This is a genomic window from Halopseudomonas aestusnigri, from assembly GCF_002197985.1.
GTDB classification, from domain to species: Bacteria; Pseudomonadota; Gammaproteobacteria; order Pseudomonadales; family Pseudomonadaceae; genus Halopseudomonas; species Halopseudomonas aestusnigri.
In genome coordinates this window covers 80,906-107,353 of the sequence record NZ_NBYK01000004.1, presented here as the reverse complement: position 1 = coordinate 107,353, position 26,448 = coordinate 80,906, and the positions used below count along the sequence as shown (strand labels likewise).

The window sequence follows — 26,448 nt, the reverse complement described above, 5'->3', positions numbered from 1 at the left end:
ATCGATAATGAAATTCAGTGAACAGTGGCTGCGCACCTGGGTAAACCCTGACGTTTCTCGTGACGAACTGGTAGCGCGCCTGTCCATGACCGGACTCGAAGTAGACAGCGTTACCCCGGCAGCCGGCGAGTTCTCCGGCGTTGTGGTGGGCGAGATTCTCAGTGCCGAGCAGCACCCCGATGCCGACAAACTGCGCGTATGCCGTGTCAGCAATGGCAGCGAAGAGTTCCAGGTGGTGTGCGGCGCACCCAACGCGCGCGCCGGCATCAAGATCCCGTTTGCCATGGTGGGCGCGGTACTGGGCGAAGACTTCAAGATCAAGAAGGCCAAGCTGCGCGGTGTCGAATCCTTCGGCATGCTGTGCTCGGCTGCCGAGCTGCAGATTTCAGAAGACCACGACGGTCTCTATGAGCTGCCGCTTGATGCCCCTGTCGGTCAGAGCGTACGCGAGTACCTTGGCCTCGACGACGCTGTCATCGAAGTCGACCTGACGCCGAACCGCGGTGATTGCTTGTCTATCGCCGGTCTGGCCCGTGAAGTAGGCGCCAACTATGGCGCCGAGGTTTGCCGTGTCGAGGTTGAGCCGCTCGCAGCCGTCCATGACGAGGTGCGTCCGGTTGAGCTGGTCGCTGCTCAAGCCTGCCCGCGTTATGTGGGGCGGGTCATCCGCAACGTTGATCTGTCACGCCCAACGCCGCTGTGGATGGTTGAGCGTCTGCGTCGCAGCGATATTCGCAGCATTGATGCGGTTGTCGACATCACCAACTACGTGATGCTTGAGCTGGGGCAGCCGATGCATGCCTTCGATCTGGCCGAGATCAAGGGCGGCATTCGCGTGCGCATGGCGGAAGAGGGTGAGAAGCTGGTACTGCTGGACGGCCAGGAAATCAGCCTGCGTGCAGATACCCTGGTGATTGCAGACCACGAACGCCCGCTGGCTATGGCCGGCATCATGGGTGGTGAGCACAGTGGCGTCAGTGAAAACACCCGGGACCTGTTCCTGGAAAGCGCCTTCTTTGACACCATCGCCATCGCCGGCAAGGCGCGTGGCTACAGCCTGCACACCGACTCTTCGCATCGCTTTGAGCGAGGCGTTGACTGGCAACTGCAGCGTGAGGCCATCGAGCGTGCGACGGCCCTGATCCTGGAGATCGTCGGTGGTGAGCCGGGTCCGGTCATCGAGGCGGTCGAGCAGGGCGCATTGCCCTCACTCAAGCAAATCACCTTGCGCAATGATCGCATCACCCAGATGCTCGGCATGCAGATGGGTGAGGCCGACGTGGTCGGTTATCTCTCCGGTCTTGGGCTGGGCGTTACTGCGATTGGTAATGGCCAGTGGCAGATTGATGTACCCAGTCACCGCTTCGATATCAGTATCGAAGTGGATCTGATCGAAGAGCTGGCTCGCCTGTATGGTTACAACCGCCTGCCGGTCAGCGCACCGACCGCAGCCCTCAGTCTGGCTGGCAAGCCGGAGGCCCGTGGCGAGCTGACCGTGCTGCGTCGCCTGCTGGTCGCCCGTGGCTACCATGAAGCCATTACTTACAGCTTCATCGAGCCGGGCCTGAGCAAGCAGTTTGAGCCGGAGATCGAACCCCTGGCGCTGGCCAACCCGATTTCCAGTGATATGGCAGTCATGCGTCCCTCCCTGTGGCCGGGCCTGTGCAAGGCGGTGCAGTACAACCAGAACCGTCAGCAAGGTCGGGTGCGGCTGTTCGAGAGCGGCCAGCGCTTCATTCCGTGCGCAGATGGTCTGCGTCAGGAAGTCATGCTTTCCGGTATTGTTACTGGCAGCCGTCAACCTGAGGGCTGGGCGAACGGGGCAGAGAAGGTCGACTTCTTCGACGTCAAGGCTGATGTTGAAGCCATCCTGGCGCAGAGTGCCGCCGGCGTCAGCTTCCGCTTCGCACCGGTGGCCCACCCTGCACTGCATCCTGGCCAGTCTGCCGGGATCCTCAATGGTGAAGAGCAGGTAGGCCTGATCGGTGCGCTGCACCCGCAGCTGGTTGAGGATCTTGACCTCAATGGGCCGGTATTTGTGTTCGAGTTGGCATTGGCGAAGATCTGTCAGGGCGAGCTGCCGCGCTTTAGCGAATTGTCCCGCTTCCCTGAGGTCAGACGGGATATCGCACTGGTTGTGGACCGCGAGGTAATGGCCCAGGATCTGCTCGGTGCCATTCGCCAAGCGGCCGGCGAACATCTCAAAAACCTCAGGTTGTTTGACGTGTATGAGGGCAAAGGTATTGATCCTCATAGAAAAAGCATGGCAATCGGCTTGACGTTACAGGATTCGTCGCGCACTCTTACCGATGATGAGGTGAATGCTGTCATGGACAGAGTGCTGCAGTCCTTGGAGCAAGGGTTTAACGCCACGCTAAGGAAATAGGTGAAATGGGGGCTCTGACAAAAGCGGAAATGGCTGAGCGGCTGTACGAAGAGTTAGGGTTCAACAAGCGCGAAGCCAAAGAGTTGGTCGAGTTGTTTTTCGAAGAAATTCGTAACGCACTGGAAGCCAATGAACAGGTCAAGTTGTCCGGATTCGGCAACTTCGATTTGCGCGATAAACGTCAGCGCCCCGGCCGAAATCCGAAAACAGGCGAAGAGATCCCCATTACCGCCAGGCGGGTGGTGACCTTTCGCCCGGGACAAAAACTCAAGGCACGAGTAGAAGCGTATGCTGGAACCCAGCCATAACGACGAGCTGCCGGCAATCCCCGGTAAACGCTACTTCACCATTGGTGAGGTGAGCGAGTTGTGTGCAGTAAAGCCCCATGTCCTGCGCTACTGGGAACAGGAGTTTCCCCAGTTGTCGCCGGTCAAGCGTCGGGGTAACCGTCGCTACTATCAGCGTCAGGATGTACTCATGATCCGTCAGATTCGTGCTCTGCTGTACGATCAGGGATTCACCATCGGCGGCGCACGCCAGCGCCTGTCCGGTGAAGAAGCCCGCGAAGATCTCACCCAGTACAAGCAACTGATTCGCCAGACCATTGCCGAGCTGGAGGAAGTGCTCAACGTTCTTCGGGTTCGCTGATACTGAAAAAAAACTTTCTCATTTCAGGGAGTTAATGTATTATGCGACCCGCTTCGGCAGACAAACCGAAGCATCGTCGGGGCGTAGCGCAGCCTGGTAGCGCACTTGCATGGGGTGCAAGGGGTCGAGTGTTCGAATCACTCCGTCCCGACCAAATTTTAAAGAAGGATCAAGCACTTAGCGGCTTGGTCCTTTTTTTACGCCCGGACGGCGTAAAACTGGCGCAAAATGCGCGCAAAACTCAGCGAGTGATCTTAGCGATATCCATGTCGGGTACCGCGTCAGCCCACACCCCTTCTTCATGATCCCGCTGGTAGTTCCGCGTCATCCCTTCGCTGGCATGGTCAGCGATCTTCTATCCATCCTGAGGATGACTGTCGAGTGACCTGTTATGCCGACTAATTCGGATCGGCAGTTAACAATACTGTCAGATGCGCTGCCAATACTCACATGACGGCGCAGGGCACGTCGTAATCCCTTGCTGCAGTGTTAGGTCTGTGCACCGACAGACTCGATCAGAACAGGCAGTAAACACTGCAGGCTGCAAAGGCGTGCGTTTCTGCAGCGTGCCGCTCAAGCTATGGCATTTGTTTATGGACGGGTATTCAAACCGGCTGTTTGGCTCGATCCTGACTGGTCGTTTCGCTATTACCCTGTAACGTAATGCGCACGGATGACGCATGCGAGCCTGAACCTGGTAATCGCCTGAGGTTGAACGCGACCGGCGACAAAACTCAACAATTCTGTCCGCCACTGTATCCCGCTATGCCGATATAGTGGGTCGGCTCGTCCGGTTGCGGGGCAGGGGTTTATGCTGTTCTTCAGGCCAGACCGTGCTTGCAGTAGGTAATACCAGTGTGGGATTACAGTCCGCATCGACCAATAACAATATACCTGGAAGGCTTATGTCCATGAGACCCACCACTGCCGCAGAGGGCGCAGCCCAAGGCCAACTGGCCGGCTACGGCTCCAAGGCTTATCGTAATTATGTGCTCTTTGCGCTGACATTTATCTACATCCTGAATTTCGTTGACCGCGCCCTGCTGGCCGTCGTCGGCCCTGACCTGGTGCCGGACCTGGGGATTACAGACACCCAGTTCGGGCTTCTCACCGGCTTCGGTTTCGCCTTGCTCTATACCGCCGTTGGCATCCCGCTGGCACGCTTTGCCGATGTCGCAAACCGTGTATGGATCATGACTGTTTGTGTGGCCCTGTGGTCGCTGATGACCGCGCTTTGCGGCCTGGCGACGGAAGTCACTATTGGCTCGGTCACCATCGGCGCGTTCTGGATTCTGCTGATGTGCCGCGTTGGTGTGGGTATTGGCGAGGCGGGCTGCACACCGCCGGCCAACTCGCTGATCGCGGACTATTTCATCCCTCGAGAGCGCTCACAGGCATTGGGTTTCTACGCCATGGGCGTAACGCTCGGCACCATGGTTGCCAACCTGGTTGGCGGCTGGGTGACCGATGTGTTTGACTGGCGCACCGCCTTTTTCGTCGTCGGCTTGCCTGGCCTGCTGGTCGCCCTGGTTTTCAAACTCACGGTAAAGGAGCCGCCGCGAGGCTATACCGATCCGCCGGTCGCCGTGAAAAAAGAGCGGGCCAGCCTGGGTGAAGCGATCCATGAGCTGATGGGCAAGCCTGCTTTCTGGCTGATGACCGCCGGCGCTACCATCGCTGCGTTCTGCGGCTATGGTATCTCCTCGTTCCAGTCGATCTTTCTGGTCCGGACCTACGAGATCACTGCCGGTCAGGCTGCGATCTGGATCAACACACCGGTTGCCCTGTCAGCCGCCATTGGTACCTTTGCTACCGGGTGGCTGGCGACCAGAATTTACAAGAAGCACCCGGGCGCCATCGCTTGGGTGCCGGCGGCGGGCCTGTTGCTGTCGGTTCCCTTTTATATCTTCGCCTTCACCACGGACAACCTGTTCTACGCGGCAATCGGTTTGATCATCGGTGGCTTCGTCAAGTATGGCTACCTGGCCGCCCAGTACACCATCGGTCAGGGCGTGGTAAGCATGCGGGTACGCGCTATGGCCACGGCGGTGATGCTGCTGCTGGTTAACCTGATTGGCTACGGCTTTGGCCCGCTGTTCATTGGCGCAATCTCGGACATCTTCTTCAAGTCCGGTATCGCCGATCTTGGTGTGGCGGCTGGTGAACTGGCACGAAACCAGTGTCATCCCGCAGTGGTTGGTCAACTGAACCAGAACCTGCAGGACGTATGCGGGCAGGTCTATGCGCAAAGCCTGCAAACCTCCATGGTCATAATGGCCTGCCTCTACGCTGCCAGCGCTCTATGCTTCCTGCTGACCTGGACCCGCCTGGGCAAGGACATGGTGGACAGAGAAGTGAAAAATCCGGTCACCGCATAAGTGACTGCTAGGGAGGGCGCATTGCGCCCTCTCTTTTCGCCCGAAGTAGCTACCGGTGTCATTGAATGGCGTGATCCGGTTGACTTTATGCTCTCCGGAGAAATCAGGTCCGACACCCGGTCGGTGCCCATCGAAAGGTTTTTGGAGCAGGCAGAGCCAACCATACTGGACGCGGTTCTGCACTGCTCTGGAACAGGGTCTGGGTTAGCCGAGAGCCTGATACCTGAAGCTGCCGGCTGGCACAAATACCCAAACGGACGATGCGGCTTTTCGGTCTGGCATTGAATCTCGAACATCAGAATCTCATCTGTTCGCGAGCGATGCATGAAAGCCATTTCCCTTTTGACCCGACGCGCCGACCTGTCGCGCGATGCGTTTCGGCACTATTACGAAGAAATTCACAGCCCTTTGGCTATCGCCCATTTTCCTTACCGGCAGTACACCCGTAATCACCTGGTCGACGAGGTCGGCGGGCTTGATTTTGATTGCATCAGCGAGTTTCAGATGCAACGCGGATTTGACATCAGACAGGCCATGCAGTCGCGCTCGCGCGCGCTGATGCGTGACGATGAGCGCAAGTTTATGCGGCCGGAGCGGATACGCGTCGCCATGTCTGAAGAGTCTGTGATGGTTGAGGGGGCGAAGACTGAAGATGCGCTGTCACAGCTGAGGTATGCGTTGCTGTTTTCCCGCGCCGGCCGTTCGCAGACAGAGTTTCGGCGCGAAGTCGAGGCCTGGGCGCGTTCCCTCAGCCGTGATATTCGAGGGCTGCGCAGGATGAGCCTGGATCTGCTCAGTCCGGTGGTTGGCAGCGACTTTCCTTTCGATGCGTTGCTTTGGCTGCAACTTGATCAGCACCCCGAGAGACCGCCGGGTCTGACTGGTCCCGCGCCAGGCTTGCTGGCTGCGGTTCAGGTTCATACTCATTCAAGTTCTGCCCAGCAGCTGAAGCAGGGCTTTGTGGCGTTTCTTCCATGACAAGTACAAAAACAGGAGTGAATCATGACATCCATATCACGTCGTCGTTTTATGGCGGGAACCGGTATCGGGCTGGGTGGGCTGGCGTTGCCGCTGGGCTTTTCGGCCGCTGCCCATGGCTCTGAGAATATGCGTTTTGACGAGTATCGCAAGCAGGACGCAACCTCGCTGGCTGGCCTGCTTGCTGGCGGCGAGGTCAGCGCAGCCGAGTTGCTTGAGCTGGCTATTGCAAGGACCGAGCAGGTCAACCCGACGCTCAACGCGGTCGTACTGAAACACTACGATCTGGCCCGAGAACAGCTCAAGGCCGGTCGGCCGGTCGGGCCTTTCGGTGGTGTACCGTTTTTGCTCAAGGACCTGGGTGTGAGCATGGCGGGCACCGTTACTACCCAGGGTTCACGAATGTTTCGCGATGCCGTCGCGCAGCAGGATGACCCTTACATGCGCAAGGTACGTGAAGCGGGTCTGGTGGTGTTCGGTAAGACGCATAGCCCCGAGTTTGGGAATTGCCCCAGTTCTGAGAGCACGTTGTGGGGGAAGACGCATAACCCATGGCAGCTGAATCGCAGCGCCGGCGGCTCGTCAGGAGGTGCGGCTGCTGCGGTGGCAGCAGGGATTGTTCCGGTTGCCCACGCAAGCGATGGTGGCGGTTCGATCCGAATGCCTGCTTCTGCGTGTGGCCTTTTTGGGCTCAAGCCAAGCCGCGGGCTGGTACCCATAGGCAGTGGTGATACTGACGTGCGCGGTGGTCTGTCGGCACAACACGTAATCAGCCGCAGTGTTCGGGACAGCGCCGCGATGCTGGACTGCCTGGCGTGGCGCAAGCCGGGCAGAGCGCTGGCAAAGCAGGACAGCCAGGGACGCTATCTGGAACAGCTTCACCGCCAGCCGGGACAGCTGCGCATCGCCTTGCTTGCTGCACCGCTGCAGGGCGGAGAACTGGAGCCAGAGTGCCGAAAGGCGGCTGAGCAGGCCGCTGCGTTGTGCGCCGAGCTTGGGCATGTGGTCGAGGAGATAACCCCGGAGCTGGATCTGGAGGCCGCGGGACGTGCATCCGGCTTGGTAAGTATGGTCAGCCTGGCACAGAGCGTGGCGCTGCGCGAGCATCAGCTGGGGCGGATTGCAACAGAGGCTGATCTGGAGCCGGTGGACTGGCAGATGCTGGGCTGGGGCAGGCAGGTCTCGGCCGTTGACTACAATAACGGCGTGCTTGCCTTGCGCCGTGCCGGCCATGATATGGAAGCGTTCTTGCAACAGTACGACCTGATTCTGAGCCCGACAATGCCGCACCTTCCACCGCCACTTGGCACGATCACCATGGACTTGCCGGTTCAGGAGTTTGGGGCGTTGGCTGGCCGGATGTCTTCGCTCACCTCGGTATACAACATCACCGGTCAGCCGGCGATGTCGGTGCCCCTGTACTGGAGTGAGGATGGGTTGCCGGTGGGGGTGATGTTTGCCGGACGCTTTGGTGAGGAGCGCACGTTGCTGCGGTTGGCCAGCCAGCTTGAGCAGGCTCGTCCGTGGTTCAGTAGGGTGCCCGAGATTGTGTAGTCCCACCGGACGATGCCCTCCGTTGCGCTGCTAAGCACAGTGACGGCAGGGCCCAACAATCACAATCAGGAGAACCACTATGCCCATTACCGCCGTTACCGGCTCCGCCTCGGGTATTGGCGCTGCGCTCTGTGCGCAGCTGCGCGAGGCTGGCCACAGTGTCATCGGTATCGACCGTGCCAACGCCGACATCAATGCAGACCTGTCCACTGATGAAGGTCGTCAGCAAGCGATCTCGCAAGTACGTGATCGTTGTGGCGACCGCCTGGACCATCTGGTGCTCTGCGCCGGCCTGGGGGTAACTGCCCCCAATACCGGGCTGATCCTTGCGGTTAACTATTTTGCCGTCAAAGCATTGCTCGATGGCCTGGCACCGGCTCTGAGCAAGGGCACTGAGCCATCGGCGGTGGTGGTCGGTTCGGTGGCTGCGGTGCAGCCGGGTGTCGATCAGCATCCGATCATTCAGACCCTGCTCAAGGGCGATGAAGGTGAAGCGCTGGCCGCGATTGCCGATCAGGATCCGAGTCTCGCCTATGCCGGCTCCAAGCTGGCGGTCAGCCTGCTGGTGCGCAGCAAGGTGCATGAGTGGGCCAAACTGGGCGTACGGCTTAATGTGGTGGCACCGGGCGTAGTTGAAACGCCGTTGTACAAGGCGTCCACAGAGGATGCACGTTATGGCGAGGCGACGCGCAACTTTGTCGCACCGCTGGGACGTGGAAGCCAGCCCGCGGAATTGGCGAACGTCATCCGTTTTCTGCTGTCTTCGCAGGCCAGCTTTATGCACGGCACGGTGGTATTTGCTGATGGCGGCATGGACGCGATGATACGTCCCAACCGGTTCTGATTGTTGTTTGCGCCGTAGCAAAAGGCCCCGTTCGGGGCCTTTTGTGTTTTATTGCCGGAAGGGTGGCTGGCGTAGCAGCCGCAACAGCAGCAACAGTGCGACAAACAGGCTGACATTGGCCAGCAGCATCGCCTGGCGCAGGGACTCGTCTCCACTGAATGGCGCCAGCATATCGCTCAAGGCGCCAATGAACAGCGGACCGAGGCCGACACCCGCTACCGTTGTACAGATGGTCTGCAGGGCAACGGCTGTAGCGCGTTCCCAGCTGTCGACCAGTTGGGTCAGCAGATTGAATAGCGGAGCTACCCACCAGACGGTAAAAAAGCCCATCAGCGCGCACCAGAACATGGTCGTTGGTACCGGCATGCTGCCGATATGGAAGGCGGTCTGTACCGGCCACATCAGATAGCTGAGCATAAATGCCAGCGCGATGCTCTGGCCGATCAGCGGTACCCATACCAGCCAGCGCCGATCGACAACAACCAGGCGGTCGGTCAGCCAGCCACTGAACAGGCCGCCGACAGTTGCAGTACCGCCCACCACCACGCCGGCGAGGATGCCGGCATGCTGCAACGACAGGCCATGGGAGCGAATCAGAAAGCTGGTATTCCACATGGCGAAGGCAAAGCCACTGAAGCTGAACAGCGTGCAGATCAGCACGGTTAGCCGATATGGGCGGTTGCTGAACAGGTGCGCCGCGGCCTGACGCAGGTTGTGGCGGGGCGCGTGAACGCTACTGCCGTTGGCATCCCAGTAGCCGCGCCGAGGCTCGCGCACCAGCAGGCCCAGCACTACCGATACCAGCAACACCGGGCTGGCGATCAGATAGAAGCCACTGCGCCAGCCCCAGATATCGATGACCCAGGCGCCGACACCAAGACCAAGCATGGCCGAAACCGTAGGTGCACCGGTGAAAAAGCTGATCGCCAGCGAGCGTTGCTGCACCGGGTACAGGTCGGCAATCAGCGATAGCGAGGCGGGGGTAACCGGTGCCTCGAAAACGGCAACCAGCATGCGTGCTGCCACCAGTAGCCAGAAGCTGGTGGCCAGCCCGCAGAGCAGGGTGGACAGTCCCCAGAGCAGGCCAGCGAACGCCAGCAGGCGCACCCGGCTGCCGCGATCAGCCAAACGGCCGGCGGGCAAGCCCATCAATGCATAGACTGCGGCGAAGGCCAGCCCGGAGATCAGTCCCATTGCGGTGTCCGAAGCGCCGAACTCCTGTTTGATCGGTTCGATCATTATCGACATGATCTGGCGGCCAATGAAGAAACCGGCGTAGGCAAAAACCAGCACCGACAGCAGCCCATGGGCGCGCCAGCCCAGGCTGCGGGTAACAGCAGCGTTGCTCATCCTGCACACTCCTGAAAGCACAACGGCTCCCTGACGGAGCCGTTGTATCTACCGCATTAAGGGTCAGGCCTGACGCTGTTTCAGCAGGGTCAGCGCGGTGTCCTCGATCATGTCTTCCTGGCCGCCGACCATACCGCGACGACCCATTTCGACCAGAATCTCGCGGGCGGATACGCCGTACTTCTTCTCGGCGCGCTTGGCGAACAGCAGGAATGAACCGTACACGCCGGCATAGCCCATGGTCAGGGCGTCACGGTCACTGCGAATCGGGAAGTCCATAATCGGAACAACGCGATCCTCGGCGACATCCTGAATGCCGAACACGTCCACGCCGGTTTCGATACCCATGCGGTCGCAGACCGCAATCAGGACTTCCATCGGCGTGTTGCCTGCGCCTGCACCGAGTCCGGCGCAGGCAGCGTCGATGCGGGTGGCGCCGGCGCCAATTGCGGCGATGGAGTTGGAAACGCCCATCGACAGGTTGTGGTGACCGTGGAAGCCGATCTCGGTGTCAGGCTTGAGGGCTGCGCGCAGTGCGGCGACGCGGGCAGCGACGTCATCAGGCAGCAGGTAACCGGCAGAGTCGGTGATGTAGACGCAGTTGGCCCCGTAGCTTTCCATCAGCAGGCCCTGCTGGGTCAGCCCTTCAGGACTGTTCATGTGCGCCATCATCAGGAAGCCGACGGTATCCATGCCCAGTTCGCGCGCCTTGGTGATGTGCTGTTCGGAGACGTCGGCCTCGGTGCAGTGGGTTGCAACGCGGATGGTGTTGACGCCCAGATCCTTGGCCATGCGCAGATGGTCAACGGTGCCGATGCCCGGCAGCAGCAGGGCGGACACCTTGGCGCGCTTGAGCAGCGGTATAACTGCAGACAGATACTCTTCATCGCTGTGGGCCGGGAATCCGTAGTTGACGGAGCTGCCGCCCAGACCGTCACCGTGTGTGACCTCAATCAGCGGAATGCCCGCTTCGTCCAGGCCAACGGCGATGGACTTCATTTCATCCAGACTGATCTGGTGGCGTTTGGGGTGCATGCCGTCACGCAGGCACATGTCGTGAACGGTAATCTTCTTGCCGCGAAGGTCCATGGCGTGCCTCCTTAAAGGGCGGTTTGCTTGAGCAGGTTTTCGGCGAACATTTCGGCGGTGCGGGCTGCCGCAGCGGTCATGATGTCCAGATTGCCTGCATACTTGGGCAGGAAGTCGCCCAGACCTTCAACTTCCATGAAGATCGAGACCCGATTGCCGTCGAATACCGGGCCGTTGACCAGCTTGTAGCCGGGAACATACTTCTGCACTTCACCGATCATCTGCTCGATCGAGGCGGTGATGGCGGCCTGGTCCGGCTCGCCTTCAACCAGACAGTGCACCGTGTCACGCATGATCAGTGGTGGCTCGGCCGGGTTGATGATGATGATTGCCTTGCCCTTGCGCGCGCCGCCGACCTTTTCGATCGCGCTGGCGGTGGTGCGGGTAAACTCGTCGATGTTTTTGCGGGTGCCGGGACCGACTGATTTGGACGCGGCAGTGGCGATGATTTCCGCGTACTCAACCGGCTGCACGCGAGATACCGCGGCGACCAGCGGAATGGTGGCCTGGCCGCCACAGGTAACCATGTTGACGTTGGTTGCACCGGCCTTGAGGTTTTCTGCCAGGTTGACCGGCGGGACGCAGTACGGGCCGATGGCGGCCGGAGTCAGGTCGATCATCAGCACGCCGCGCTCGGTGAGCTTGCGGCTGTTTTCGGCGTGGACATAGGCTGAGGTAGCGTCAAAGGCGATGCGGATATCATCACTCTCGACGTGCTCAAGCAGCCCGTCAACACCGTCGCAGGTTACCTTCAGGCCCATTTCTTCGGCCCGCTTGAGGCCTTCGGAGGTCGGGTCAATACCTACCATCCAGACCGGCTCCAGCCATTCACTGCGCTTGAGCTTGTACAGCAGGTCGGTGCCAATGTTGCCTGGTCCGATCAGGGCACAGCGGATTTTCTTGCTCATGAGATTCTCCCTGAGTGTCAGTCGGTAAAGCGCATGCTGGCACTGCCAAGCGCGCTGATATGCATCTGGATATGATCGCCGGCAGTGACCGGCACCAGCGGTGCCAGGGCGCCGGACAGAATGATTTCGCCACGGCGGAATGGAATGCCCAGTTCGCCAAGGGTGTTGGCCAGCCATGCGACAGCGGCGCAGGGATGGCCTTGTACCGCAGAACCGAGCCCGCGACCGGCCGCTTCGCCGTTCTTGCTCATGGTCAGCTCGGCGGCTGCCAGGTCCAGTGTGCGCGGATCGGTGCGCTGGTCACCGAGCACGAACACGCCGCAGGAGGCGTTGTCGGCGACAGTGTCCTGGATATGGATCTGCCAGTCGTGAATGCGAGAGTCGACGATCTCGAAACAGGGCGTGACTGATTCGGTCGCAGCCAGCACGTCATCAGCGCTGATGCCGGGGCCGGTCAGGTCCTCTGCCAGAATGAAGGCGATTTCGCCTTCGGCACGCGGCTGAATCAGGTTGTACTCGCGCAGGCTGACAGTGGTGCCGTTGGCAACCTGCATGCGGTCGGTGAGAAACCCGAAGTCGGGTTGATGAACGTTCAGCATGTCCTGCACGGCCTTGCTGGTAACGCCAATCTTCTTGCCGATCAAACGCTCACCCATCGCCTCGCGGCGGCTTAGAAACTGCAGCGATATGCGATACGCATCGTCGATGCTGATCTCGGGGTGGCGGCTGGTCAGCGGCGTCAGGGTGCGGCGTTCGCGCAGTGCGTTGAACAGTTCATCACCCAGAGCGGTAATCAATTGCGGGTCCAATGCCATGTTCTGGTGTCCTTCAGGTCGGGAAAACGCTGGATTCGGCGCCGCCGTCGACTTCGATCACCTTGCCGGTAACCCACTTCGAGGCGGGGGTCGCCAGGTACAGGGCCGCGGCGGCGATATCCTGGGTGTCGCCCAGGCACTTGAGCGGCGTATTGCGCTCCATCACCTCGCGAATTTCATCGGTCATCACACCAGCCAGCGCGTCAGTCATGATCGGGCCTGGTGCTATCGCGTTGATGCGGATGGTCGGAGCAAAATCCTGGGCCAGCATGAAGCCAAGCTGGGTCAGCGCGGCCTTGGCTGCGGCGTAGCGGCTGAATCCACGCTGGATGTAACGGGCAGCGCCGGAGGTTATGTTGATCACGTTGCCGGAGCCCGCTTCAAACATGTGTGGTGCGCACAGCTGAATGAAGTGGTAGGCGGTGGTGACGTTAAAATGCATGGACTGGTCAAACTCCTGCCAGCTGAGCTTGAGCGGATGATTCGGGCCGCCGCCACCGGCGTTGTTGACCAGGTGAGTCAATTTGCCGAAGGCATCGAGGGTTGCTGCGACCGCGGCTTCGCGCTGCCTGGCGTCGTTCACGTCACACTGCACAGCGACGGCCTTGCCGCCAGCAGCGCGGATTTCTGCCGCAACCGACTCTACGTCGCTCAGCGTGCGTGCCGCGCAGGCGACGCTGGCGCCTGCCTCGGCATAGGCCAGCGCGATGGCACGACCAATACCTTTGCCGGCACCGGTTACCAGGGCGACCTTGCCCTGCAGGGTGAACTGCTCGATGAGCGCCATGAGAACTCCTTGATATCAGTAGGCGTCGCTGGTTTGGGGTTCGGCCTGCCAGAGGTCGGGGAGGCCGGGATCGGTTGCGTGGATCAGGCGCTTGAGAAGAATCTTCAGTGCCTGGGTATCGCCGGCACCGAGCTTCTCGGTGATGTCCTGTTCAACTGCCTTGGCAACAGCGACGTGCTCCAGAGAGACTTCCCGGCCGTCAGCAGTCAGCACGAAACGCTGGTCTTCTCCGTCCATTTCGATGGCGACATAACGCTGTTTTTCCAGAAACAGCATCATCGCCATGGTCACCTCTCGGCCGGTATAGGCAACGAAGTGATTGATCTGGTCCAGGGTCAGGCGGTCTTGGATGCTGAGGACCGACAAGACAAAGAACGCGTGTTCATCCAGTCGATGGTTCTGCAGCAGCGTGCGCAGGTAGGCCACCAGCTGGTAGTGGGCTCGTCCGGCGAGATAGCCCAGAAGGTCCTCTGTGTAGCTGCACTCGGGTGGGTGTGACTGGGCATTGGACAGCCGAACACCCTCGCGTGGCTTGCGGGCGGCCAGCGCGTACTGGCCTGACTGGAAGGCCAGTGGTGGCAGCTCGCTCTTGTCAAAGCCGAGCACCTCGCCAACGAAAATCACGTGGTCGCCGCCCTCGTACATGAACGCTGTGCGGCACTGAAAGCGCGCGGTGCAGTTATGCAGTAGCGGAATGTCGTTGATGCCGCGATCGAGTTCGATGCCCGCGAACTTGTCCTCGCCGCGCGAGGCGAAGCGTCCCGACAGGGCTTCCTGCTCGACCGACAGCACGTGCACATTCCAGTGCTTGTTGCTGGAGAAGGCAGAGAGACTGAAGGCTGACTTTGCCAGACTCCAGAGCACCAGCGGCGGGTTGAGCGAAACCGAGTTGAAGCTGTTGGCGGTGATGCCGATCGGTTCGCCTTCCGTGCCGCGAGTGGTGATGATGGTCACCCCGGTAGTAAAGGTGCTCAGGGCGTCACGGAACGCCTTTGGATTGAAACTGGCTGTAGCAGTCATGTGCTGCCTCACTGTTGCTGCGGAACGTGGCGAAAGTATTGAGTTGGCGGCATTTATGTTCATCGTCTCTATGGACTAACGCTGCGGCACCGGGAGGTCGTCCAAATGGACGACGTGACGGAGGTTCTGGTCGGCTAGCCTGACCGGCAAACACAAGAACAGCCCAGTAGGGCGAAGGAGTGATCCGTGCGCGCGTACCTGCAATCATTGGAACAATTGACCGAGCTGCTTGCCTTGCAGCGTCAGGCCACCGACCGTCAGGGGCGAGTGGGTGTTGATGTTCGGCAGCGGCGCATTCAGCAGGTAATTGATTTGCTGGTGGACGAGCATGAGGCGCTGGCTGCGGCAATGGATGAGGACTTTGGCGGTCGCCATCCCGGCTTCAGTCTGATGAATGACGTGCTGGGTGCGCTCGCCTCGCTCAAGCATGCGCGAGATCATCTGGAGCAATGGAGCGCCGATCAGCCTCGTCCTGTGTTCGCTCCCTATGACCAGTTGGGTGGTGAGGCATGGGTGCAGTATCAGCCCAAGGGCACTGTAGGCATTATCGGCACCTGGAATGCGCCGCTGTTCACCTTGCTCAGTCCGTTGGCCGGTGTGTTCGCAGCTGGCAATCGAGCTGTGCTCAAGCCCTCCGAAGTAGTGCCGCGCACGGCCGAAGTGCTCGCGCGCGCGATCGACGCGCGCTTTGATCCGCTGGAGCTGGCGGTCATCAATGGTGGTATTGAGGTTGGTCAGGGCTTTGCTTCCCAGCCGTTCAACCACCTGGTGTTTACCGGCAGCACGTCAGTCGGTCGCGACATCATGCGCCGGGCGGCTGAAAATCTGGTGCCGGTGACGCTGGAGCTGGGAGGTAAGTCGCCAGTGGTGATCGGGCGTTCTGCCGATATTGCCGACGCCGCGCGCCGGCTGGCCATCGCCAAAGGCACCAATAGTGGTCAGATCTGCATTTCGCCGGACCTGGTGTTTGTCCCGGTCGAGTTGCGTGATGCCTTCATCGATGCCTTTACCGGCACCTGGGCGGCACTGTATCCGTCGGTTGCCGGCAATCCTGATTGTGTTGCGGTGGTCAATGAGCGCCATTTGGCGCGGCTGGATGGCTGCCTGGCAGAAGTGCAGGAGATGGGGGGGCAGGTTGTGCGCTGCCCTGATGTTGCGGTAGCGCAGAATGAGCGTCGTCGGCCGCTGTCGATTGTGGTCAATCCGCCGCGTCTGAGCCGGATCATGCAGGAGGAAATATTTGGTCCGGCGCTGGTTTTGCTGACTTACAGCGAGCTGCCGCACGTGATCGATGAGATCAATCAGGGTGAGCGGCCGCTGGCGTTGTACTACTTCGGCAGCGATGAGCAGGAGCAGCGCCGGGTGCTGGATTACACCCTGTCCGGCGGGGTCACAATCAACGATGCCTTGATGCACGCCGCGATGGAGGATGCGCCCTTCGGTGGGGTAGGCGCCTCGGGTATGGGGCATTACCACGGAATGGAAGGCTTTGTTGAGTTCAGTCATGCCCGCACGGTGTTCAAGGCGCCTGCCTACGATCCCCGCGGCGAGTGGGGCATGCTCGCGCCGTACCATCCAGGCTTTACCGATGCGATGAAAGCGCAAATTACGCGCTGATATCTCCCTCAGTTGATCTGTTTACAGCCGCGGGGCGGGAACGTCGCGCGGTTTGTCTGTGCATGGAGAGCAAACATGTTATTCAGCTCGCGACGCGTTACCCTGGCCAGCCGCCTGTGGGTTTGGGCCGGCCTTGCGCTGGTGTTGTTCGGGTCGGCGGTAGCCCTTGGCTGGTACGGCCTCAAGTTGGCGCGCGACAGCCTGCACACGGCTCACTACGAGCGTCTGGGGGCGATACGTCAGGCGACCGACATTGAGCGCCTGCTTGAGCGCAATCGCCGGCTGGTGATCACCGCCTTCCAGTATGACCCCGATGGTAATCTGGCAGTGCTGCACTCGCGGGCCCTGTCAGTGTTGCTGGACGAGATTCGGGTCAACACCGCCGAACTCGAGGAGCACAGGGCCGGGTTTGCCGAGCGCGAGCTGGATGAGCGTGATCTGCAACTGCTTGCCGCCTTTGATGAGCATTACGAGCTGTGGAGCGAGGACCTTGACGCCATGCTGTCCTCGCTGGCGCTGAACGATTTCAACATCGCGGGTATCCGGGTTTTTCTGCAGATGGGGGCCGAAGAAGGTCGACTGGCTGCCGAGGAGCTGGTCAATCTGCGGCAGTACCAGGAGGAGAAAACCGAGGCGGACTTTCACCGGGCCGAGCAGCGTTACCGCTACAGCGTGATGGCCTATCTGCTGCTGACATTGATCGGGGTGCTGGCCGGTGGCCTGGTGGGTGGCCTGCTGATTCGTCGTTTGCGCCTGGGGCTGTCATCGGTAGCCGGGCATGCCCAGGCCATCGCCGAGGGTGACCTGAGTCGACCGGTGATCGCGTCCGGTAACGACGAGATTACCGATCTGATGCACGAGTTTGCGCGCATGCGCGATAACCTCGGTCGCTTGCTGGGTGGCTTGCGCGATCAGGTGAGCATGCTTGGCCGCTCTTCTTCCGGAATGAGCGGTCTGTCTGATAGTTCATCGACACTCGCCCTTCAGCAGGCCGAGGCGGTCAGCAGTATGTCGGCTGCGGTCGAGCAGCTGTCGGTATCTATCGACGAGGTTCGCGGCCATGCCGAATCAACCCGGGACATCACGGAGCAGGCCGAGCACTCCAGTCGCTCCAGCGAACAGTTGATTAACCAGATGGCTACCGAGATGCGGGAAATCGCCAGCGTGGTTTCCTCTACGGCGGAGCACATGCAGGCGCTTGAGCGCTTCTCCGGTCAGATCGGCAGCGTAATCCAGGTGATCAACGAGGTGGCAGAGCAAACCAACCTGCTTTCGCTCAATGCTGCGATTGAGGCTGCGCGTGCCGGTGATATGGGGCGCGGGTTCGCGGTGGTGGCAGGGGAGGTGCGGCAGCTTGCCGAGCGGACCTCGCAGTCGACTCTGGAAATCGCCGAAACGGTCAAGCAGATCCAGCACGGCACGCGCACCGCATCTGCCGGCATGCAGCGAACCGTTGTCCGAGTTGAAAGCGGTGTAAAGCTGGCCAGCGAAGCGACGGAGGCCATGGCGACCATTCGCCAGGGCACCGGTGAGGTAATCCAGGCGGTCAATCAGATCAGTCACATTCTTAACGGCCAGTCGACCGCGACCCGGGAAATCGCCCGTGAGGTCGAGGGTGTGTCAGTCGGTGTTCGGCACATGTCCGGCACGGCTGCCGAAAGTGCAGCTGCTGCTGTCGAGCTGGAACGCCTGGCCGGAGAGCTCGAGCTGATGGCAGGGCGCTTTCAGGTTGGCTGAACCTGGGCGCCTCGCTCCGCAAACGAGGGGTAGTGAGTAGTCCACATTGACGATGAGTGTCCTGTTCGGCGTTCGGATAATCAGGACAACCCGCGCTGTTTGGCGGTACGAAAAAGTCTTTGGAGGACCAAGAGATGGTTGCCACTCGCGTAAAATCACAAAAAGAACTGGAGCTGCTGGAGGCTGCACGCAAGCTAGTCCCGGCGCTCAAGGCCCGTGCCGAGCAAGCTGATCGTGAAATGAAGGTGCCGGATGAAACCGTCGCTGACATGCAGGAAGCCGGCCTGTTCCAGGCCATGCAACCGAAGCGGTTTGGCGGGTATGAGCTGGATCCCCGCGCCTTCTTCGAAATCCAGATGACCCTGGCCGAAGGCTGCATGTCGACTGCCTGGATTTACGGTGTCATGGGCGTGCACCCCTGGCAATTGGCACGTTATCCGCTGGAAGCGCAGGAAGAAGTGTGGGGTGATGATCACAAGACCCTGATCGGCTCGACCTATATGCCGGTAGCCAAAGTGACGCCGGTTGAGGGTGGTTATCGCATCAGCGGTCGCTGGGGCTTCTCCAGCGGCAGTGAGCACTGCAAGTGGACCCTGCTCGGCGGCATCATCCCGCCGGATGCCAATGGCGAGGGCAGCGAGCACGGTACGTTCCTGGTGCCACGCAGTGACTACCGCATCGAGCGCAACTGGGATGTTCTGGGCCTGCGCGGCACCGGCAGTCACGACATTGTTGTCGAAGATGCCTTTGTTCCGTTGCACCGCGTTCAGCGCACCAACAACACCAGTATGGAAGCGACGCCGGGCCGGCTGGTCAACACTAGCCCCCTTTACGCGATTCCGTTTGCCCAGGTGTTTACCCGCGCGGTCTCCAGCTCCTGTATGGGCGCGCTGCAGGGTGCGATCAACGCGTTCTGTGCCAATGCGGCGGCACACATTGGCAAGCACGGTGCGAAGACCGCCGAGGACCCGCTGGCCCAGGAAGTGGTTGCCGATGCCATTCTGACCCTGGACCAGCTCAAACTGGTACTCGAGCGCAACTTTGACCACCTCTGCGAGCTGGCCGAGCGCAACGAGTTTCCTGAGGTGGAAACCCGTTTGCTGTACCGCTACCAGTCTGCCCACGTGACCAATGTCTGCGCCGAAAAGGTCAATCAGCTGCTGCGCTGCATGGCGGCGTCCGGCCTGTACAACACCAATCCGGTCGCTCGTATCTTCCGCGATCTGCACCAGGCTCGTGGCCACATCTCCAACAACGTCGCCGCCTTCGGTCGCGCCTACGGAGCGGTTCAGCTCGGCCTGCCCAACCCTGATCCGTACGTTTGATCAGAACCGGCCGCCCGGGATGGGCGGCCGACCTTCCCAAAACTGTCGACGAGCAACGCTATGCATAACAACAATGAATACGACCTGATTGTGGTCGGCTCCGGTGCCGGCGCCATGACCGCAGCAATAACGGCCGCAGATCAGGGCCTGAGCGTACTGATGGTGGAAAAAGCCGCGCAGTATGGCGGTACCTCAGCCCTGTCTGGCGGTGGCATCTGGATTCCCAACAACCATTATTTCAAGGCCATTGGCGGCAAGGATAGTGAGGAGCTGGCCTGGACCTACCTCAAGGCCGCGGTTGGCGACCGGGTGGATGAGCGTCGCTTGCGTACCTACCTGCACAAGTCGCCGGAGATGATTGCCTGGCTCGAGGACAATACCCGCGTCCGCTACGCGGTGGCCGAAAAGTATCCCGACTATTACCAGCACCTGCCGGGCGCATTGCCGGGCGGGCGCAGTCTTGACCCCGAGCTGTTTGATCTGAGCCAGCTCGGTGATGAGCTAGGCAACCTGCGCGAGGGGGCGCCCGGCAACATGCTGATGGGGCGTATTGCCTGGACCGCACGCGACGCGCACAAGGCGATGTCGAAAAGTCGCGGCTGGCGGCTGATGGTTCTGTGGATGATGTTGCGCTACAAGCTGGACTTCCGCTGGAGACGCAAGACCGGCAGTCGACGTGATCGACGTACCGCGCTGGGTAATGCGCTGATTGCCAGCCTGCGTGCCTCCATGATGGATCGCAATATTCCGCTCTGGCTGAGCACCAACTTTACCGATCTGGTGATCGAGGATGGCCGCGTTTGCGGCATTCAGGTCGAGCGAGCGGGTCGGGTAGAAGTGCTGCGTGCACGTCGTGGCGTGATTCTCGGCAGTGGCGGCTTTGAGCAGAACCAGGCGCTGCGCGACAAGTATCTGCCGCAACCAACCAAAGCCGCCTGGAGTGCTACGCCGGCCGGGGCCAATACAGGCGCGGCGCTGGAAGCAGCACAGCGCATTGGTGCCGCCACCGACCTGATGGAGTGGGGCTGGTGGGCACCGAGCCTGCTGGTGCCGGGTGAAGACCGTGCCCGGGGTATTTTCGCCGAGCGCGCCTTCCCGGGGGCGATCGTGGTCAACAGCCTCGGGCAGCGATTTGTCAATGAAGCGGCTCCCTATCTGGAGTTCGTTGATGCGATGTACCGCAACAATGAACAAACCGGCGGTAAATGCGTTCCGGCCTGGGCCATCTTCGACAGTCATTTCCGTTTCAACTACGCGATGGGCCCCTTGATGCCCGCGCAGATCATGCCCGACATCCGCCTGCGCAAGGAATGGCTGAATAACCTCTACTACAAGGCCGACACCCTCGACGCGCTTGCCGGCCAGATTGGTGTCGATGCGGCCGGCCTGAAGGAAACGGTCAGCAAGATGAACGGGTATGCAGCGACTGGTGAGGATCTTGACTTTGCCCGCGGCGGTAACGTGTTTGATCGCTATTACGGTGACAGCAACGTCAGCCCCAACCCCTGCCTTGCACCGATTGGCAAGGGCCCGTTCTATGCAATGCCGATGTACTCCGGAGATATCGGTACCAAGGGTGGTCTGCTGACCAACGAGCATGCTCAGGTCGTGCGTGAGGACGGTTCAACCATCGACGGGCTTTACGCGATTGGCAACACCTCCGCCTCGGTCCTGGGCACTACCTATCCGGGTGCCGGTGGCACGCTGGGGCCGGCCATGACCTTTGGCTATGTTGCCGCCCTGCATCTGGCTGGCGCTGTTCAGTTGCGGGAGAAAGCAGCATGAGCGGACGTCTGCAGGGCAAGTTAGCCGTGATCACCGGTGCAGCCAGCGGCATCGGTGAAGTCTGCGCCAGACTGTTTGTTGCCGAAGGTGCTCAGGTGGTGTTGACCGACCTCAACGTCGAGGCGGGCGAGGCTGTTGCGGCCTCGCTCGGCGCGCAGGCCTGTTTTCTGCGCCAGGATGTCTCCGACCCGCAAAGCTGGGATGCCCTCGCGGCGTATCTGGTGGAGCGTGGTTCCGGGCTGGATGTGCTGGTCAACAACGCTGGGGTGCTGCTCAAGGCGAACATCGAAGATGAGAGCCTGGACCAATGGCACAAGTTGCTGCGCATCAACGCCGATAGCGTTTTCTTGGGCACTCGCATGGCCGTGCGACTGATGAAGGACAGTGGCGGCGGTTCGATCGTCAACATCTCTTCATTGGCAGCGCTGCTGGGGCTGGAAGACTACGTTGCCTACAGTGCCAGCAAGGGCGCGGTGGCGGCTCTGAGTCGCGCCGTGGCAGTGCATTGCCGCAAACACAAGTATCGGATCCGCTGCAACTCGGTGCACCCCGACGGGGTGATGACACCCATGACCCTGGGCGGCTATCCGAAGGGCATGGATCCGTCTGCGTTCACCATTGATGCCGACCCGATGAATCGTATGTGCCTGCCGGGCGACGTTGCCAATGCCGTGCTGTATCTGGCCAGCGACGAGTCGCGGGCAATCAATGGCATCGAAATGCGTGTGGATAGCGGACAAGCCGTGATGGGTATTTGAGATGAGCATGAATTACATAGCGCTTGAGGTTGCGGAGGTCATTCAGGAAACGCACGACAGTTGCTCGTTCGAGTTCAGCGTTCCGCAGGAGCAGTCAGAGCGCTTCAGATATCGTCCGGGGCAGTTTCTGACCCTGCGTATCCCTTACCAGGGCGACTGGTTGCCGCGCTGCTACTCCCTGTCCAGCTCACCCTTCGCCAGCGAGAACCTGCGGGTCACGGTCAAGCGTGTGGCAGATGGGCGAGGGTCCAACTGGCTGTGCGATCAGATCAGGCCGGGCGACCGGATCGAGGTATTGCCGCCGGCTGGCGTATTTGTGCCGCGTCAGCTCGATGGTGACTTCCTGCTGCTGGCTGGCGGCAGCGGAGTGACGCCGGTTCTGTCGATCCTGCGTTCGGTGCTTAGCCAGGCAGCCGGCCGGGTTCGCCTGATCTACGCCAACCGTGACGAGGCGTCTGTGATCTTCCGTGATCTATTGCAGCAACTGGTAGCGGCGTATCCCGAGCGTCTGCAGGTAGTGCATTGGCTTGCCAGTGTTCAGGGGCACCCGAATGTACCGCAGCTGGCGCACCTGGCAGCCGGATTTGAGCACGCCGAAGCCTTTATCTGCGGCCCGGAGCCATTCATGGATGCGGGCGTGGCTGCGCTCAAGCAGGCCGGTCTTGCGCCGGCGGCGATTCATGTTGAGCGCTTTGTCTCGCTGCCCAGTGAGAGTGAGCAGCCGCAGGGCGGTGTGGTTGAGCACGAAGGTGCCTTGGCGACAACACTCACCGTTGAACTGGATGGCGAGGTGCGCGAGATCGACTGCCAGCCCGGTGAGTTGCTGCTCTCGGCCATGCAGCGTGAGGGCATGGAGCCGCCTCACTCCTGTCTGGTTGGGTCCTGCGCTTCGTGCATGTGCACGCTGGTATCCGGTGAGGTAGATCTGCTGCACAACGATGCGCTGGACGAGCAGGAACTGAGCGAGGGCTGGACCCTGGCCTGTCAGGCTGTGGCCACCAGCGACAAGGTGCATTTGCGTTTTCCCGATTGATCCAACAAGAGATTTCCCCGATGTCTTCAGTGTTTCCCTCGCCGGCTGATTTGCCGGCGTCGATTCCGGCGCTGGTTCTGCGCGCTGCGCAGCTTCATGGTGATGCCATTGCCCTGGAGGATGGGGCGCAGCGTATCGCTTATGCAGAGTTGCCCGAGCGTATGCTCGAGGTTTCCCGGGCGCTGATTGCCGCGGGAATTGGCCATGGCGACCGGGTAGCGATCTGGGCTCCGAACAGTATCGAGTGGGTGTTGCTGGCCCTCGGCTTGCAAGCAGCCGGGGCAGTGATGGTGCCACTCAATACCCGCATGAAAGGCAGTGAGGCGGCGGATATTCTGGACCGCAGTGGTACCCGGTTGCTGTTTGTGCAGGGTCAGTTCCTGGGTAACGATTACCCGGCGATGCTGGCACCGGTGCGGCCCGCCGGGCTGGAGCAGGTGGTAGTGATTGGCGAGTCCGCTGCGGCGGAGCAGGCGTTGTCGGCCTTTCTGGCCGGAGGGCAGGCTGTCTCTGCGCAGCAGGCTCTGGAGCGTGCGCAGTCGGTTGGTTCTGATGATCTGTCGGATCTGCTGTTTACGTCCGGCACCACAGGCAAGCCCAAGGGCGTGATGTATGCGCATGGGCAAAGTCTGCGCGCATTCAACGAGTATGTGAGGATCATTGGGCTGGTACCCGGTGACCGTTACTTGATTGTAAATCCGTTCTTCCATTCGTTTGGCTACAAGGCCGGCTGGCTGACCTGCCTGCTCGGTGGTGCCACCATCCTGCCCCAGGCAATGTTCGACGCTGACGATGTGTTTCGTCGGGTGGAGCAGGACAAGGTCACGATTTTGCCAGGGCCACCAACCCTGTATCTGTCGATGCTGGATCATCCCCGTCGGGGCGCTACTGACCTGTCCAGTCTGCGTGTTGCGGTTACCGGAGCCTCGACCATTCCGCCGGTGTTGATCAAGCGCATGCGCGAAGAGCTCGGCTTCACCATTGTTACCACCGCCTATGGCCTCACCGAATGCGGCGGTCTTGCCACCATCTGTGACCCGCAGGACTCGGCGCAGACCATTGCCGGCACCAGTGGCAAGCCGATTCCCGGCACGGAGCTGGGCATACTCGATGCCGAGGGGAATGCGCTGAGTCAGGGGGAGCAGGGCGAAATTTGCCTGCGCGGCTTTCACGTCATGCAGGGGTACTTCAACAACGATCAGGCCACTGCCGAAGCGCTTGACGCGCAGGGCTGGTTGCACACTGGCGATGTAGGCAGCCTGGATGTCGAAGGCAATCTGCGCATTACCGGGCGTCTCAAGGACATGTTCATCGTCGGCGGCTTCAACTGCTACCCGGCAGAGATCGAGGCGGCGCTGAGTGAGCATCCGTCCATTGCCCAGGTTGCGGTGCTGGGCGTGCCGGATGAGCGTATGGGCGAAGTGGGCTGTGCCTGCGTGGTGCTGCGCCAGGGCGAGCAGGTGAGCGATGCCGATCTTATCAGCTGGTCCCGCGAGCGTATGGCCAACTACAAGGTTCCGCGCCGTATTGCCTTCTACCGGGAGCTGCCAACCAATGCTTCCAACAAAGTCGACAAGTTGTTGCTGGCCCGTCAACTGGCCGGTTGATGAGGCTCTTCGCGCTGCCACATGCCCCGTGTGGCAGCGATTTTTTCCTTATTCGCACGGATTACTCCGTTTGAGGTAAGTGTTTTTTTGCCTCGCTTCCGATACTTCTCCGGCGTCCTGCTTTCGGGATGACATGGATAAACATCAGGAGCGAACAGTGAATAACAACAATCGCAACAATGGCTGCCACGGCGCTGTGCTCAAGCCGCTGGTGCTGGCGCTGGCTGCCGGGCTGACGCCTTCCGCTGCCATGGCCCTGCCCACCTTGAACCTTGATAACGGGCTGACCATTGAATCGCAGGTAACCGCCAACTACACCTACTCGCTGCGTACTCGCAGCCCTGACAGCCACTACCTGGCCGATCCAAACAACGATGACGCGACCCGAAACTTCAAGCGTCACGCCCCGGTCAACAACCGCGTCAGCCTGTTTGGCGAAGTAATGCTGCAGAAGGACAACGTCGGCGCGATCCTGCGCGGCAGTCACTTCTATGACTTCGTCTACAAGAACGACAACGACAATAACTCTGCCGCGACCGTCAACCGTGTTGTGGGTACACCTGGTGATGAGTCCCGCTTTACCGCGACCACGCGCCGCGACAGCGGCAGTCGCTTCCAGCTGCTCGATGCCTACGTGTACGGCAACTTCCCGATTGGCGAAAGCCAGTATCTGTCACTCAACGCCGGCCGCCACCTGGTCGCCTGGGGCGAGAGCCTGTTCTGGCCGAACATCAGCCAGGGCCAGGCCCCGGTTGATGCCACCAAGTTCAATGTGCCGGGCACCGAGGCCAAGGATGCCTACCTGCCGGTCAATCAGCTGTCGTTCACCTGGACACTGAATGAGCATCTGTCTCTCGCCGGTTTCTACCAGCTGGAATGGGAAAAGACCCGCCTGAACCCGGTCGGCGACTTCTTCGGTGGCGACTTCTTCGGCCCGGGTTCGCAGTTCTACCGCTTCGCGCCCGGCACAGTCGCGGCCTTGCCTGATGCAACCTTTACCGTAGCCAACAGCATTGAGGCAGATGATCCGCGTGACTCCGGCCAATGGGGTCTGGGCGTACGCTGGAACATCGACTTCAACACCGAGGTTGGTCTCTATCATTACCGCTACCATGATCGGGTCGCGGCCATGTTCTTTGACGCCAGCGGCGCTACCCGGTATTCGTCGCTGGACAGCATCAATGCCGTCGGCTACGGCCCGGGCGTCCCGGCGCTGAAATTCGGCTATTTCGAAGACATCAAGCTGACCGGTGTGAGCCTGACCTCCAAGATCGGTGACGTGCAGGTGGGGTCGGACATCAGCTTGCGCGATGGTGCGCCGGTTTATCTCAGCAACGGTGCGCCGACACCTGGCGAGCTGCTGATGGCCAGCGCCAACTTCGTCTACATCCTCGGTCCGAGTGCCATTGCCAGCCAGACCACGCTGATGGGTGAAGTGGTGCATGAGCGCATTCAGGACGTTGACACCCTCACCGTGACAGGTGGCTTCCCGGGTGAGGACGGCCAGTTCGACGACTTCGTCTACGACGGCCAGACCCGCGCTGGCACCCTGATTGGTCTCGGTGCGTATCTGGATTATCCCAGCATCTTCAACGGTTGGGATCTGACCACCAATGCGATTTTGCAGCAAAGCGTTGACGGCAGCGGTCGCCAGGGCCTGGGCCGTGACGAGCAGCGCCTGACCCTGGGTGCCACCTTCAGCTACCTCGGCAACTTCGAGCTGGGTGCGACCTGGGTGAACTACCTGTCGACCCCGGATATCGCCAAGGGCCGCACCATGGCCGACCGCGACTACCTCTCGTTCAACGCCAAATACACCTTCTGATGGA

21 protein-coding genes and 1 tRNA gene are annotated in these 26,448 nt (G+C 60.6%); 16 read left to right on the top strand and 6 right to left on the bottom strand.

Translation table 11 applies throughout. The features are described from left to right. Window positions 1-7 precede the first annotated feature (7 nt). The 8 genes from pheT to B7O88_RS08155 all read left to right on the top strand — a co-directional run bounded on the left by pheT (window position 8) and on the right by B7O88_RS08155 (window position 8,788). On the top strand, window positions 8-2,386 hold the full coding sequence (pheT, locus tag B7O88_RS08190; protein ID WP_088275072.1) for a phenylalanine--tRNA ligase subunit beta: 2,379 nt from the start codon (window positions 8-10) through the stop codon (window positions 2,384-2,386). A gap of 5 nt (window positions 2,387-2,391) precedes the next feature. Continuing rightward, window positions 2,392-2,694 (top strand): integration host factor subunit alpha, encoded by a 303-nt coding sequence (gene ihfA, locus B7O88_RS08185; protein ID WP_088275071.1) that lies wholly within the window; start codon window positions 2,392-2,394, stop codon window positions 2,692-2,694. Beyond that, window positions 2,675-3,034 carry a MerR family transcriptional regulator gene (locus tag B7O88_RS08180; RefSeq protein WP_083727851.1) on the top strand — a complete coding sequence of 120 codons (360 nt, stop codon included), beginning with the start codon at window positions 2,675-2,677 and terminating at the stop codon, window positions 3,032-3,034. Before ihfA ends, B7O88_RS08180 begins: the two co-directional genes overlap by 20 nt. Window positions 3,035-3,111: 77 nt before the next feature. Further along, a tRNA-Pro gene (locus tag B7O88_RS08175) sits at window positions 3,112-3,188 on the top strand. A 751-nt stretch (window positions 3,189-3,939) separates the two neighbouring features. After that, the gene (locus B7O88_RS08170) at window positions 3,940-5,412 is read left to right on the top strand and encodes a spinster family MFS transporter (protein WP_200818422.1); all 1,473 of its coding nucleotides are present in this window, start codon (window positions 3,940-3,942) and stop codon (window positions 5,410-5,412) included. A 324-nt stretch (window positions 5,413-5,736) separates the two neighbouring features. After that, window positions 5,737-6,390 (top strand): EthD domain-containing protein, encoded by a 654-nt coding sequence (locus B7O88_RS08165; protein WP_088275069.1) that lies wholly within the window; start codon window positions 5,737-5,739, stop codon window positions 6,388-6,390. A 24-nt stretch (window positions 6,391-6,414) separates the two neighbouring features. Then, complete coding sequence (locus tag B7O88_RS08160; RefSeq protein WP_088275067.1) at window positions 6,415-7,944, top strand: amidase; 1,530 nt, start codon at window positions 6,415-6,417, stop codon at window positions 7,942-7,944. 79 nt (window positions 7,945-8,023) lie between these two features. After that, on the top strand, window positions 8,024-8,788 hold the full coding sequence (locus B7O88_RS08155) for an SDR family oxidoreductase (RefSeq protein WP_088275065.1): 765 nt from the start codon (window positions 8,024-8,026) through the stop codon (window positions 8,786-8,788). 48 nt (window positions 8,789-8,836) lie between these two features. On the opposite strand, the gene B7O88_RS08150 is transcribed toward B7O88_RS08155, so the two are convergent. From B7O88_RS08150 to B7O88_RS08125, 6 genes are all read right to left on the bottom strand, one after another. Then, window positions 8,837-10,138 (bottom strand): spinster family MFS transporter, encoded by a 1,302-nt coding sequence (locus tag B7O88_RS08150; RefSeq protein WP_088275063.1) that lies wholly within the window; start codon window positions 10,136-10,138, stop codon window positions 8,837-8,839. A gap of 63 nt (window positions 10,139-10,201) precedes the next feature. Continuing rightward, window positions 10,202-11,227, bottom strand: a complete 1,026-nt coding sequence (gene dmpG, locus B7O88_RS08145) for a 4-hydroxy-2-oxovalerate aldolase (RefSeq protein WP_088275061.1) — start codon at window positions 11,225-11,227, stop codon at window positions 10,202-10,204. 11 nt (window positions 11,228-11,238) lie between these two features. Beyond that, window positions 11,239-12,135 (bottom strand): acetaldehyde dehydrogenase (acetylating), encoded by an 897-nt coding sequence (locus tag B7O88_RS08140; RefSeq protein ID WP_088275059.1) that lies wholly within the window; start codon window positions 12,133-12,135, stop codon window positions 11,239-11,241. Window positions 12,136-12,152: 17 nt separating this feature from the next. Then, window positions 12,153-12,944, bottom strand: a complete 792-nt coding sequence (locus tag B7O88_RS08135) for a fumarylacetoacetate hydrolase family protein (RefSeq protein ID WP_088275413.1) — start codon at window positions 12,942-12,944, stop codon at window positions 12,153-12,155. Window positions 12,945-12,963: 19 nt separating this feature from the next. Then, window positions 12,964-13,737, bottom strand: coding sequence for a glucose 1-dehydrogenase (locus B7O88_RS08130; protein WP_088275057.1), 774 nt, complete (start codon window positions 13,735-13,737; stop codon window positions 12,964-12,966). A 15-nt stretch (window positions 13,738-13,752) separates the two neighbouring features. Beyond that, the gene (locus tag B7O88_RS08125) at window positions 13,753-14,757 is read right to left on the bottom strand and encodes a flavin reductase (RefSeq protein WP_088275055.1); all 1,005 of its coding nucleotides are present in this window, start codon (window positions 14,755-14,757) and stop codon (window positions 13,753-13,755) included. A gap of 186 nt (window positions 14,758-14,943) precedes the next feature. On the opposite strand from B7O88_RS08125, the gene B7O88_RS08120 reads away from it, so the two are divergent. The 8 genes from B7O88_RS08120 to B7O88_RS08085 all read left to right on the top strand — a co-directional run bounded on the left by B7O88_RS08120 (window position 14,944) and on the right by B7O88_RS08085 (window position 26,444). Then, window positions 14,944-16,374, top strand: coding sequence for a coniferyl aldehyde dehydrogenase (locus B7O88_RS08120; RefSeq protein WP_088275054.1), 1,431 nt, complete (start codon window positions 14,944-14,946; stop codon window positions 16,372-16,374). 75 nt (window positions 16,375-16,449) lie between these two features. Further along, a complete protein-coding gene (locus B7O88_RS08115; protein WP_088275052.1) occupies window positions 16,450-18,111 on the top strand; it encodes a methyl-accepting chemotaxis protein in 1,662 nt (553 codons plus the stop codon). 134 nt (window positions 18,112-18,245) lie between these two features. Next, on the top strand, window positions 18,246-19,436 hold the full coding sequence (locus B7O88_RS08110) for an acyl-CoA dehydrogenase family protein (protein WP_088275050.1): 1,191 nt from the start codon (window positions 18,246-18,248) through the stop codon (window positions 19,434-19,436). Window positions 19,437-19,496: 60 nt separating this feature from the next. Next, window positions 19,497-21,221: an FAD-binding protein gene (locus B7O88_RS08105; protein ID WP_088275048.1), complete on the top strand. Its 1,725-nt coding sequence runs from the start codon at window positions 19,497-19,499 to the stop codon at window positions 21,219-21,221. Then, window positions 21,218-21,979, top strand: coding sequence for an SDR family oxidoreductase (locus B7O88_RS08100; RefSeq protein ID WP_088275046.1), 762 nt, complete (start codon window positions 21,218-21,220; stop codon window positions 21,977-21,979). Before B7O88_RS08105 ends, B7O88_RS08100 begins: the two co-directional genes overlap by 4 nt. A 1-nt stretch (window position 21,980) precedes the next feature. Continuing rightward, window positions 21,981-23,012 (top strand): ferredoxin--NADP reductase, encoded by a 1,032-nt coding sequence (locus tag B7O88_RS08095; protein ID WP_172409653.1) that lies wholly within the window; start codon window positions 21,981-21,983, stop codon window positions 23,010-23,012. A 20-nt stretch (window positions 23,013-23,032) separates the two neighbouring features. Continuing rightward, window positions 23,033-24,619: a FadD3 family acyl-CoA ligase gene (locus B7O88_RS08090; protein ID WP_088275044.1), complete on the top strand. Its 1,587-nt coding sequence runs from the start codon at window positions 23,033-23,035 to the stop codon at window positions 24,617-24,619. Between the two features lie 157 nt (window positions 24,620-24,776). Further along, window positions 24,777-26,444 carry a DUF1302 domain-containing protein gene (locus B7O88_RS08085; RefSeq protein ID WP_235005747.1) on the top strand — a complete coding sequence of 556 codons (1,668 nt, stop codon included), beginning with the start codon at window positions 24,777-24,779 and terminating at the stop codon, window positions 26,442-26,444. Window positions 26,445-26,448: the final 4 nt, after the last annotated feature.

Coding starts and splice junctions, on each gene's coding strand:
- pheT (WP_088275072.1), top strand. CDS start 8: ATGAAATTCAGTGAACAGTGGCTGCGCACCTGGGTAAACCCTGACGTT.
- ihfA (WP_088275071.1), top strand. CDS start 2,392: ATGGGGGCTCTGACAAAAGCGGAAATGGCTGAGCGGCTGTACGAAGAG.
- B7O88_RS08180 (WP_083727851.1), top strand. CDS start 2,675: ATGCTGGAACCCAGCCATAACGACGAGCTGCCGGCAATCCCCGGTAAA.
- B7O88_RS08170 (WP_200818422.1), top strand. CDS start 3,940: ATGTCCATGAGACCCACCACTGCCGCAGAGGGCGCAGCCCAAGGCCAA.
- B7O88_RS08165 (WP_088275069.1), top strand. CDS start 5,737: ATGAAAGCCATTTCCCTTTTGACCCGACGCGCCGACCTGTCGCGCGAT.
- B7O88_RS08160 (WP_088275067.1), top strand. CDS start 6,415: ATGACATCCATATCACGTCGTCGTTTTATGGCGGGAACCGGTATCGGG.
- B7O88_RS08155 (WP_088275065.1), top strand. CDS start 8,024: ATGCCCATTACCGCCGTTACCGGCTCCGCCTCGGGTATTGGCGCTGCG.
- B7O88_RS08150 (WP_088275063.1), bottom strand. CDS start 10,138: ATGAGCAACGCTGCTGTTACCCGCAGCCTGGGCTGGCGCGCCCATGGG.
- dmpG (WP_088275061.1), bottom strand. CDS start 11,227: ATGGACCTTCGCGGCAAGAAGATTACCGTTCACGACATGTGCCTGCGT.
- B7O88_RS08140 (WP_088275059.1), bottom strand. CDS start 12,135: ATGAGCAAGAAAATCCGCTGTGCCCTGATCGGACCAGGCAACATTGGC.
- B7O88_RS08130 (WP_088275057.1), bottom strand. CDS start 13,737: ATGGCGCTCATCGAGCAGTTCACCCTGCAGGGCAAGGTCGCCCTGGTA.
- B7O88_RS08125 (WP_088275055.1), bottom strand. CDS start 14,757: ATGACTGCTACAGCCAGTTTCAATCCAAAGGCGTTCCGTGACGCCCTG.
- B7O88_RS08115 (WP_088275052.1), top strand. CDS start 16,450: ATGTTATTCAGCTCGCGACGCGTTACCCTGGCCAGCCGCCTGTGGGTT.
- B7O88_RS08110 (WP_088275050.1), top strand. CDS start 18,246: ATGGTTGCCACTCGCGTAAAATCACAAAAAGAACTGGAGCTGCTGGAG.
- B7O88_RS08105 (WP_088275048.1), top strand. CDS start 19,497: ATGCATAACAACAATGAATACGACCTGATTGTGGTCGGCTCCGGTGCC.
- B7O88_RS08100 (WP_088275046.1), top strand. CDS start 21,218: ATGAGCGGACGTCTGCAGGGCAAGTTAGCCGTGATCACCGGTGCAGCC.
- B7O88_RS08095 (WP_172409653.1), top strand. CDS start 21,981: ATGAGCATGAATTACATAGCGCTTGAGGTTGCGGAGGTCATTCAGGAA.
- B7O88_RS08090 (WP_088275044.1), top strand. CDS start 23,033: ATGTCTTCAGTGTTTCCCTCGCCGGCTGATTTGCCGGCGTCGATTCCG.